General features: G+C 56.2%; 14 protein-coding genes. 12 read left to right on the top strand and 2 right to left on the bottom strand.

The features are described 5' to 3' along the window. The first annotated feature begins 70 nt into the window (after nt 1–70). The 12 genes from AAEZ06_RS25975 (at nt 71) to AAEZ06_RS25920 (ending at nt 6,946) form a co-directional block, all read left to right on the top strand. A complete protein-coding gene (locus AAEZ06_RS25975; protein WP_502948052.1) occupies nt 71–223 on the top strand; it encodes a helix-turn-helix domain-containing protein in 153 nt (50 codons plus the stop codon). A gap of 119 nt (nt 224–342) precedes the next feature. Further along, nucleotides 343–537, top strand: a complete 195-nt coding sequence (locus tag AAEZ06_RS25970; RefSeq protein WP_149411755.1) for a glycine zipper domain-containing protein — start codon at nt 343–345, stop codon at nt 535–537. 295 nt (nt 538–832) lie between these two features. After that, nucleotides 833–1,051 (top strand): hypothetical protein, encoded by a 219-nt coding sequence (locus tag AAEZ06_RS25965; RefSeq protein WP_350616900.1) that lies wholly within the window; start codon nt 833–835, stop codon nt 1,049–1,051. Nucleotides 1,052–1,164: 113 nt separating this feature from the next. After that, nucleotides 1,165–1,530, top strand: coding sequence for an EscI/YscI/HrpB family type III secretion system inner rod protein (locus AAEZ06_RS25960; protein WP_149411757.1), 366 nt, complete (start codon nt 1,165–1,167; stop codon nt 1,528–1,530). A gap of 7 nt (nt 1,531–1,537) precedes the next feature. Continuing rightward, on the top strand, nt 1,538–2,362 hold the full coding sequence (gene sctJ / locus AAEZ06_RS25955) for a type III secretion system inner membrane ring lipoprotein SctJ (protein WP_149411758.1): 825 nt from the start codon (nt 1,538–1,540) through the stop codon (nt 2,360–2,362). Beyond that, a complete protein-coding gene (locus AAEZ06_RS25950) occupies nt 2,355–2,930 on the top strand; it encodes a type III secretion protein (protein WP_178114434.1) in 576 nt (191 codons plus the stop codon). Before sctJ ends, AAEZ06_RS25950 begins: the two co-directional genes overlap by 8 nt. Further along, nucleotides 2,908–3,489 carry a type III secretion system stator protein SctL gene (gene sctL, locus AAEZ06_RS25945; protein ID WP_149411759.1) on the top strand — a complete coding sequence of 194 codons (582 nt, stop codon included), beginning with the start codon at nt 2,908–2,910 and terminating at the stop codon, nt 3,487–3,489. The genes AAEZ06_RS25950 and sctL overlap by 23 nt, the downstream gene beginning before the upstream one ends. 107 nt (nt 3,490–3,596) lie before the next feature. Beyond that, nucleotides 3,597–3,815: a hypothetical protein gene (locus AAEZ06_RS25940; protein WP_149411760.1), complete on the top strand. Its 219-nt coding sequence runs from the start codon at nt 3,597–3,599 to the stop codon at nt 3,813–3,815. 1 nt (nt 3,816) lies between these two features. Next, a complete protein-coding gene (locus AAEZ06_RS25935; protein ID WP_149411761.1) occupies nt 3,817–4,206 on the top strand; it encodes a type III secretion system chaperone in 390 nt (129 codons plus the stop codon). A gap of 15 nt (nt 4,207–4,221) precedes the next feature. Next, complete coding sequence (gene sctC / locus AAEZ06_RS25930; RefSeq protein WP_350616895.1) at nt 4,222–6,369, top strand: type III secretion system outer membrane ring subunit SctC; 2,148 nt, start codon at nt 4,222–4,224, stop codon at nt 6,367–6,369. Between the two features lie 38 nt (nt 6,370–6,407). Beyond that, nucleotides 6,408–6,569 carry an HrpT family type III secretion system protein gene (gene hrpT, locus AAEZ06_RS25925; protein WP_371923876.1) on the top strand — a complete coding sequence of 54 codons (162 nt, stop codon included), beginning with the start codon at nt 6,408–6,410 and terminating at the stop codon, nt 6,567–6,569. Further along, entirely contained in the window at nt 6,566–6,946 is a 381-nt protein-coding gene (locus AAEZ06_RS25920) for a transcriptional regulator (protein WP_149411764.1), read from the top strand. The genes hrpT and AAEZ06_RS25920 overlap by 4 nt, the downstream gene beginning before the upstream one ends. A 33-nt stretch (nt 6,947–6,979) precedes the next feature. Here AAEZ06_RS25920 and sctU read toward each other — a convergent pair whose 3' ends face one another. Together sctU and sctT are read right to left on the bottom strand one after the other, a co-directional pair. Continuing rightward, nucleotides 6,980–8,077, bottom strand: coding sequence for a type III secretion system export apparatus subunit SctU (gene sctU, locus AAEZ06_RS25915; RefSeq protein WP_149411765.1), 1,098 nt, complete (start codon nt 8,075–8,077; stop codon nt 6,980–6,982). Further along, nucleotides 8,074–8,862: a type III secretion system export apparatus subunit SctT gene (gene sctT, locus AAEZ06_RS25910; protein ID WP_350616905.1), complete on the bottom strand. Its 789-nt coding sequence runs from the start codon at nt 8,860–8,862 to the stop codon at nt 8,074–8,076. The genes sctU and sctT overlap by 4 nt, the downstream gene beginning before the upstream one ends. Between the last annotated feature and the right edge of the window lie 12 nt (nt 8,863–8,874).

Genomic DNA, 8,874 nt, shown 5'->3' with positions numbered 1-8,874 from the left:
TGTGAGAGCCTGGATTCTACCGGTGGCTGGCTCTCTGCCTCTCGTTTCAAGCGTTGCGCTTATTCTATGAATTCAGGAACGATTACAACAAATAGAGAAAGTACTGATCGAAGACTCCCTGCGGCGCCACCGGCGCAGCATTGATACGGTCGCACTTGAATTGGGGATGGCCAGGCGGACGCTTTATCACCGGATGAAACAACTGGAAATACCCACTCATTGAGTTGATGGAACCAGAGAGCCGAAATTACCACTTATTGTGCAAGCCAGCTCCAATTGGCTTGACTGGACTTGTGAATCCATAGCTAACATGAAACTTTAGCACTCCAGGAGATTAACAATATGACTAGCGGTATAACGCAACTTCCGATGCAGTTAATCCAAACCGCTGCACCTATAGCAGGTACAGCCGCAGGAGCGGCGCTGGGCACTGCTGTAGGTGGCCCCCTCGGCAGTATGGTGGGCGGCGCTATCGGTGGCGTCGTGGGGCAAGCAGCCAGCAGCCTCCTTGAACAACAGAGACCCTTGAGCTATTGATGAAGGTTGAGTAGTCGTCAATGCAGTGGAGTATTTTGTTGTACAGAAAATGATAATCGACGACCCACAATCAGAATCTTGACTCATTAGCCGAATGTTGCGCACCAGAACTTACCGATGATTCTGTATCACGGATACATTCCATGCTCTTGATTTATGCACTGGCAGACAGCCCCGTCGCAAACAATACGTGACCTACGGGGCACCGTCGAAAGCGTGGTGCATTCAAGCGCATTGAAATACTCACAACATACTCCTCCTATAACAGATCAGAAATTGAATAGAGGTATACACCATGTCATATGGCTTGAATAGCAACCTAATGTCTAACTATGTCAACTATAACACCAACCTTGCGGGCTCCGGCTCGAGTGCAGCAGGTGCTGGCGGGGACGTCGGGGATCAGCAAGAGGCGGCCAGGAAGGCGCTTGCAGAAAAACGCGGCTGGCAGCGTATTGCAGCTGAGGATTTTGCTGCAGGAATCGATGTTCCAAAATCCATAAGGATCAGTTAACTCTACTGCCTCCTCCCCCCGAATAGAGGGAAAGGAGGCAGTTCAAAAACAATTCACTCCTATTTTAAATCAACTCGCCAGTTGATCACCCATCAATTTGGAGCAAGGAATTTATGCTCGGAAATATCAAAATTTTTTCGTCGAGCGACCCCCTCCATAACTCTACTGGCGGACCAGAATTATCCTCGTCAGCCACAGACATCAACTTTTTCAATGCGCGCTTAACCAGCGACAAACTGCCAGCCACGAGTATGAGCACAGCCATGGCTCCCAACCTTCTGTCAGAACAGTCGAATCAGCTGATTGGGCTGAGATCACAGGTGGCTCGCAGCCTTCGAGAGATCAGTCGAGGCTCCAACCCCTCGGCGCTACGCGATTACGGCAGCCAACTTTCCGACGCTCAACTACAGACCGTTCTGACGGTCAAGACTCTCAATAAAGCCGTACAAGCTCTCGAAAAACTGACCAACCTGCAATAGGAAGAACATGGCCCGCCCTCTGATTGCCACTGTACTTTTGTCATTGATGTTAATGCTGGGTGGATGCGGCGAAAGTGTGGAGCTTCATCGCCAGCTCTCAGAGCAGGAAGCCAACGAAGTCATTGCCGAGTTGGCGGACAAACAGATCCGCGCCCAGAAAGCCCCGGCCAAAGATGGGGTCGTTGTCCGTGTTGCAACTGATGACATCAGCCGCGCTGTCCGCACGCTGGAAGCAGCCGGCCTGCCACGAACCGCACGCTCGACACTGGGTGATATTTTTCGTAAGGAAGGTGTCATCTCCACCCCACTGGAAGAGCGCGCCCGCTACATCTACGCCTTGTCCCAGGAGCTGGAAGCCACCTTGTCCAATATCGACGGGGTAATCGTCGCCCGCGTTCATGTGGTGCTGCCTGAACGGGTTGCACCGGGAGAACCGGTACAACCGGCATCCGCCTCAGTATTTATCAAACATGATCCGCGACTTGAGCCTGACAATATCCGTCCCCGCGTTCGCAGGATGGTGGCCAGCAGTATTCCCGGCATGTCGACCGCAGTAGATAACCCACAAAAACTCACCGTAGTGTTTGTCCCCGCGACCGTTTATCAGGAGCAAAGACGCTTGATCTATTTCGGTCCCTTCCTGGTACCCAGTGAGGATCTGCGATTTTGGCAAAACAGCCTGACGGTATCATTGTTCAGCCTTTTACTTGCCGGTATCGCCGCGTTTTTCTGGTTTAAACGCAACTCACGAGCGCGGGGTTATCTGGCCAGTGATCCGACGCATTCACCAGCGCCTGCCCACACCTCGATGAACCCATCGCCTTATGAGTGACGCACAAACCTGGGCGCAATGGTGGGCCTATCCCTGGACAGTCTCATCACCCGAATGGGGAGTTCCAGGCGCCTTGAAACCCCTCTATCGCAGCCAGCACTGGCTGCTCGGCAAAAAACTCTCCATTGCCCCGTGCCTTCCCACTCCCCCCAACTTGGCACTGCTGCGGCTTATATATGGATCGCCAGGCCAACGAGAGTTGATGCTTGCGTTGATTGAAAGTATTTGCCACCCCAAGTCCAGCAGCCAGTTGAGCGAAGAACACCAACTCTGGTGTCAGCGACTTGCAAAGGCATTGCCTCCCTGCTCGCCGCTTTCAGAGGAGCAAGATCCGCTGCGACTGTTACGGGAGTGGGTCCCGCTCCCCACCTGGCAGCGACTCCGCCTCAGTTTCCCCCGTCAACGAGTGATTGAGTTGGAACAGATCCCGTGGCTATCCGACGCCCATGGCAGGCTCGACACCCTCTGGCAAGCAGCCATCTGGCGCGCCACCTCAATGGAAAGCGCTGAGACCCATCAGTATCAATCATGGGAGCATTCAATCAATGCTTTGTCATCGCAAGATTGAGCTGCATAACGGCACGCAAGGCCTGCCGCAAACATTGATTCCTCAAGAAACCCTCATACATTGTGGCCAGGCCTCTCGGTTGCTGGCACGCGCGCAGACGCAAGTGCGCGAACTGCTGCAACAGGCCAAGCAGCAGCGTGCAGAACTGCTGGAGCAGGCTCTGCAGGCGTTCAGGACGAATGCCGAGGCCCAGCTCAGTCAGCTGAAAATCGAACACCAAAAAATGTGCGATGGCCTGGAACAGAGTGCCACATCGCTCGTCAACCAGGCGCTACGCTGCCTACTGGAAGAGACCCCGCCTGCGCAACGTCTCGCGGCCCTGCTCAAACAACTCCTGGCAACCCAACTGCCCCCGGTCAAGGCGACGCTGTTGTGCCACCCCCTGGACCGCGAACCTGTCGAATCGTGGCTGAGCGGCCATGAAGAGCTCCCCTGGAGTCTTCGGATCGGCGACACGCCGAGTGCTCAAACATTAGTGCTGAAAACGGAGGAAGGGGACTTTTGCGTCGATTGGAACTCGATCCTTGAAACGCTCATGACTCCTGAGAAAGACGGATAGCTTGATGTGTCGCAAGTATTTCATTTTTTTGCAGCCAAGGTGCTCCATCGTGGAACTGACGCCAAGGCAAGGACCACTGAGGAGGGAAATCCAAAAGGGGACAGTTGATGAGTTTCTATGACGGCATACAAAGCAGGCTTGACAGCCAAATGAAAAAAACCACAAAGCAACTCGACGAACTTCTTCGCAATCCGGACCCATTCTTTTCGGATGACGTCGATTTTTTCGAAACCAAAATGGAAATTGCCCAGGCTCATTTCGCGAGGTCGGAACATACCCGAATCAGGCATGAGTTGAGGAAGTCCGTTCTTGATGGAATGCAATGAAATGAGCGATCTGCTTGCTCGCTGGCTGGAAGGCAGCGACCAACAGATCGCATTGTACGAAGGCGACGACTCGATCGACCTGCGGCGTTGCGAAAGCAATCTGCTGTTAAGCGTTCAGCTTACCCTTGCCCCTCCCGATAACCCCCAGCAGGAAATCTGGATGCGTCAGGGGCAAGCCAACCTGGAGTACTTTCAAGGTTCCCTGGCCCAATCACCTGAAAGCCGCCATCTCTGGCTACTTCAGAGATTGCCCGGTAACTGTTGCCGGGATCAGCTATTGGCAAGTCTCGAAACCCTGCTCAACCAACGCGATACCTGGCGCTCTATGGTCGAGTGCCGCCGGAGTGCCCCGAAGTGCATGCCCTCATCGCTGCGCTTGCTTTCGCACTAACCAGAGAATCTCTCCATGCCTGACAAGACCTACAAGCAAACCTGCTTGCGCCTCACCTCGCCCGTAGCAACAACGACGCAGCCCTCCCATTGGCGCTGGCTGGCCGTATTACCCTGGCTACTGATACCGCTGGAAAGCACACTGGCAGCCATACCCGCCGAATGGAAAACCACGGCTTACGCCTACGAGGCCGACAACAAGACCCTGCAGGAAGTACTCGAAGACTTCACGAAAACCTTCGGCACCCAACTGCAAATCGACGGTTTCCTGGAAGGCTACGTCAATGGCAAAATTCGCTCGAACACGCCCCAATCGCTGTTGGACCGGCTCGCCGTCGAGCACCGCTTCCAGTGGTTCATGTACAACAACACTCTGTACATCAGTACCCTGGACCAGCAAGAGTCAGCACGGCTTGAGGTTTCAGCCGAAACTGTTGCCGACCTGAAGCAGGCCTTGACCGACATCGGCCTGCTGGACAGCCGTTTTGGCTGGGGTGAGCTACCGGATGACGGCGTTGTATTGGTCTCTGGCCCCAAGCGCTATATAGAACAGATCAAACAATTCAGCAGCAAGCGCAAGACGCCTGATGAAAAACAGAGTGTGCTGACGTTTACCCTGCAGTTCGCCAATGCGGCGGATCGCCAGATCGACTACCGCGGCGAAAAACTGCTTATCCCTGGCGTCGCCAGCATGTTGCGTGGTCTGCTGGAGCCGCGAACATCCTCCGTGCTCTCGAGTGCGGCTCAAAACCCCGCACCGTCGTCAGTACTATCCCCCATGGCCCAAGTCTTTCCACGGCTGAGCAATCCTCTGCTGGGGCAGATGCTCAGCCCACCGGCCGCCCTCGGCCAGCCGGATGCCAACTACGCCATGACACCCCGAGCGCCGACACCCACAAGCAAAATCCGCGTCGAAGCCGATGTGCGCAACAACGCCGTGCTGATCTACGACCTCCCGGAACGCCAGGCCATGTACCGCGAACTGATCGCCAAGCTCGACGTGGCGCGCAAGCTGGTGGAGATTGACGCGATCATCCTAGACATCGATCGCACTCAGCTCAGGGAGTTCGGAGTGAACTGGGGCTTTCAAAACAGTCGCTTCAGGGCTGGGGTCAATAACATTGCGCCGGGGACGGCATCGCAAGTGTCTATCGGTAACCGTGACCGCTTTGAAGCAGACCTGCGGGCACTGGAAGCCCGTGGCCTGGCGACCGTCGTGTCCAATCCCTCGATCCTGACCCTGGAAAACCAGCCGGCGGTGATCGACTTCAACCGCACGCAGTACATTACCGCAGGCACCGAAAACGCAACCATTCTGCCAGTCACAGTGGGCACCAGTTTCCAGGTTGTCCCACGGGTCATTACGTCAAAGGGCGCGCACCAGATCCACTTGGTAGTGGACATCGAAGACGGCAGTTTCGATGAAACCAACCCCGATCGAATCGGCCCGGATGTGCGTAAGGGTAAGGTCAGCACCCAAGCGGTGATGGCGGAAAAGCGCTCGCTGGTAGTGGGAGGGTTCCACGTCACAGAGAACGCCGACAGGCTGAACAAGTTGCCATTACTGGGGGATATCCCGCTGCTGGGCAAGGCGCTGTTTTCCTCCACCGAACGCAAGAGCAACCGGCGAGAGCGCCTGTTTATCCTGACGCCCCGAGTCATCGGTGATCAGGCCGACCCCTCGCGTTATTTGCCAAAATCTGATCAGGTGGAATTGGAAGACGCCCTCAAACCGCTGGCGCGTCGCTACGCCGAACACCAGCCGGCGATCAAGCGCAGCGATGTCACCTCTACCCTGGCCCATCTGGTCACCGGGCAGGTACCCAAGGACTTCAAGGCCGAGCCCATGCCACTGGGGCTCGATACTCTGTGCCGAACCCGCGACCTCCTGGCGCTCAACACCGCCAGCAGTCAGTGGTATGCCGGCCCGCAGTACAACGTGGCCATCATCGTTCTGCGTAACCAGTTCAACCGCAATGTGCGCATCGACGAGAGGGAATGCAGCAACTCGCAAACCCTGGCCGTCACTGTCTGGCCGCACGCCTGGCTCAAGCCGGGTGAGGAAGCGGAAGTGTTTATCGCCATGCGCCCTGTTGTGAAGGACGAGCACATTGGTGTGCCTCGCCCTTCCCTGCTCACTCCGACCCGGAAGACCGATCAATGAAAAAGATACTCTCGCCCCTTGCACTCCTTGCCCTGGCCATGGTCATGTCGGGTTGCACGCCCACCTGTAAGGGTGATTCCTGCTCACGGCCGCAATCAAACGCCCAGCAAATGGTGATTTGGTGGCCTGAACAGATGCGGGTGGAGCCCGGCCCGTCCGGCGAACGATCGGACTATCAGACGGTCTCTCTGGAGCGATGAAGAACGCAGGAATTTCTGCCGACGAGCAACGTCGGCAGGCCTTCCTAGACGCCCTCATGGCTGGCAATGACGCTGAGTGGTCGTTGTGCGACGGCATCATATTCTGTCGGTTGAGGGTGGGGACCAAGGTGGGACTGGCCTTGCGAATACCGCCTCACGCCATCAAGGCGGGTCAGCTGCAGCGCGTACTTGAACGACGCTTTGAGCAGGCACTGGCATTCGATGGGCTGTTTGCCTATCTCGACGATGAACGAGCGCTGGTGATCTGGCAGGCGCTGCCTGAACGCCGCGAGAGGGCATTGCTTGACGGCATGCTGAGTCGAAGTCTGTCACTGGCGGAACTTGAACGACTGGACGCGTACGGCACGCGCTATTAAACCCCTTGGTACACGCAGCAGTTTATATGCCAATCAAAGATCATCAAGCTCCGGCAGCTCAAGCGTCTCGCGCTTGGCCTCATCATCCAACTCTTGCAAGGTGCGATAGATAAGGGCCACAGCCTTCAGCGTTTCACGGGTGATATGACTGCCCAGTTCTCCCTTGTAAAGGGTGCGCGCCAGCCACACACACTGGATAACCGGTATGTCTGCCGCCTTGGCCCGATCAATCAACTTGCGTGCCTCGGCATCCGTGCCTTTTTCCACCATCATCGGCAGAGGCGTTTCCCCGGGGCGGTAGTACAGGGCCACGGCAAAGTGCGTCGGGTTGACCACCAGCATGTCGGACTCTTCAAGCTTGGGCAGCTTGACCTTCGGCTCTTCGTTGGCCAATTCATAGGCCAATGAGCGGCGCTGGTTCTTGACGTGCGGGTCGCCCTCCATGTCCTTGTACTCCTTGATGACCTCCACCTGGGTCATGCGCATGCGCTTGGCGAAGAAGTACTTTTGCAACGCCAGGTCAATGAGCGCCAGGACCAGCAACAAGCCCAGACAGGTGTTGAGCAGATGGCGAAACAGCACGATCAGGGCCGAGATGTAGCCTGGCAGATCACCACTGGTCAAACCGATCAAGGGACCTAATGCCGGGCCAACCACCACATACAGGATCAGCGTAATAAACAGCGCCTTGGCCACACCCATGAACAGGTTCATCAACGATTGGCCGGAGAACATCTGCTTGGCCTGGTTGAGCGGGTTGAGGCGGTTGAAATCCGGCTTCAAGGTTTCAGGGGCAAACAGAAAACCGAACTGCATCCAACTGCTGATCAGTTTTGTCGCGATAGCGACAGCGGCCATCAACAAGGCAAAACTGAAAAACACCACCGCACCCGCCACCACAACCTCTTCCAGCGTGCGCACAAAGGGTTGCCCGATGCGCGACACTGGCAACATCAACAACTGCTGAAATCGTTGCATGCTGGTTTCAGCGGTGAACAAGGCGATCTGGCTCAGCACAGTCAACGCCAGTAGTTTGCCAATATCCTGGCTCTGGGAGACCTGACCCTTCTTGCGTTGGTCACGCAGTTTCTTGGCCGTCGCCGGGTGTTTTTTCTCCCCCGAATCACTCATGTTGCCGCCACCCGAAACAACAGGCCCAGCGAGTGCTTGAGCTCGCTCAGTAAGCTCATGCGGCCCACGATCAAATTTTGCAGCACGGGCAGATAGAGCAGCAGAAATGCCAACCCTGCCAGGCTCTTGGCTGGCATCGACAGGACCATCACCTGCAACTGCGGGCTGTAGAGACTGAGCAAGGCAATAGCGAATTCGATCAGCAGCAACAGGGCGATAAAGGGCGCTGCATAGAGGGTCATATGGGTGAAGGTATCGGCGAGCAGTTGGAGAAACGTGCTGAAGCCATTGACGGCCGGAACGGGCAACCAGACGGTCGGTGGCCAGATCAGATAGCTGTCCCAAATCACCTGGGTCATCGCGCCAAGGCCCAGGGTGACGATCAACAGAAAGATGCTCAATTGCTTGAACATATGCCCGATGGGCGTGGCGTCCGGCCCGAGAGAGGGGTTGAGTTGCCCGCCGATCAGGGCACCACGCTGGTTATCCAGCAATGCCCCCACACCTTCGAACAGCCAGAACGGCATCGCCAGCAATATGCCCAGCAACAAGCCCAGTGCGACCTCCTTGAACACCAGTGCGCTGATCAGCAGCAAGGTAAATTCCTGGTCCACCAACACCGCGTGAATACCGGGTGTCGGCAGCAACGCCATAACCAGGACAATGACATGGCGCCGCATCCCGCGCACATGCTGAAAGCAAAACGCCGGCACCAGGAAGGCACAGGGGTAAATGCGAGCCATGGCAATCGCCAGGCTGGGCAAGTATTCAAGATACGGGATCACCACGGGGCCAAT

The organism is Pseudomonas sp. HY7a-MNA-CIBAN-0227 (genome assembly GCF_040310325.1).
In the GTDB taxonomy this organism is placed as follows: domain Bacteria; phylum Pseudomonadota; class Gammaproteobacteria; order Pseudomonadales; family Pseudomonadaceae; genus Aquipseudomonas.
This window is presented reverse-complemented; position numbering and strand designations above follow the sequence as displayed.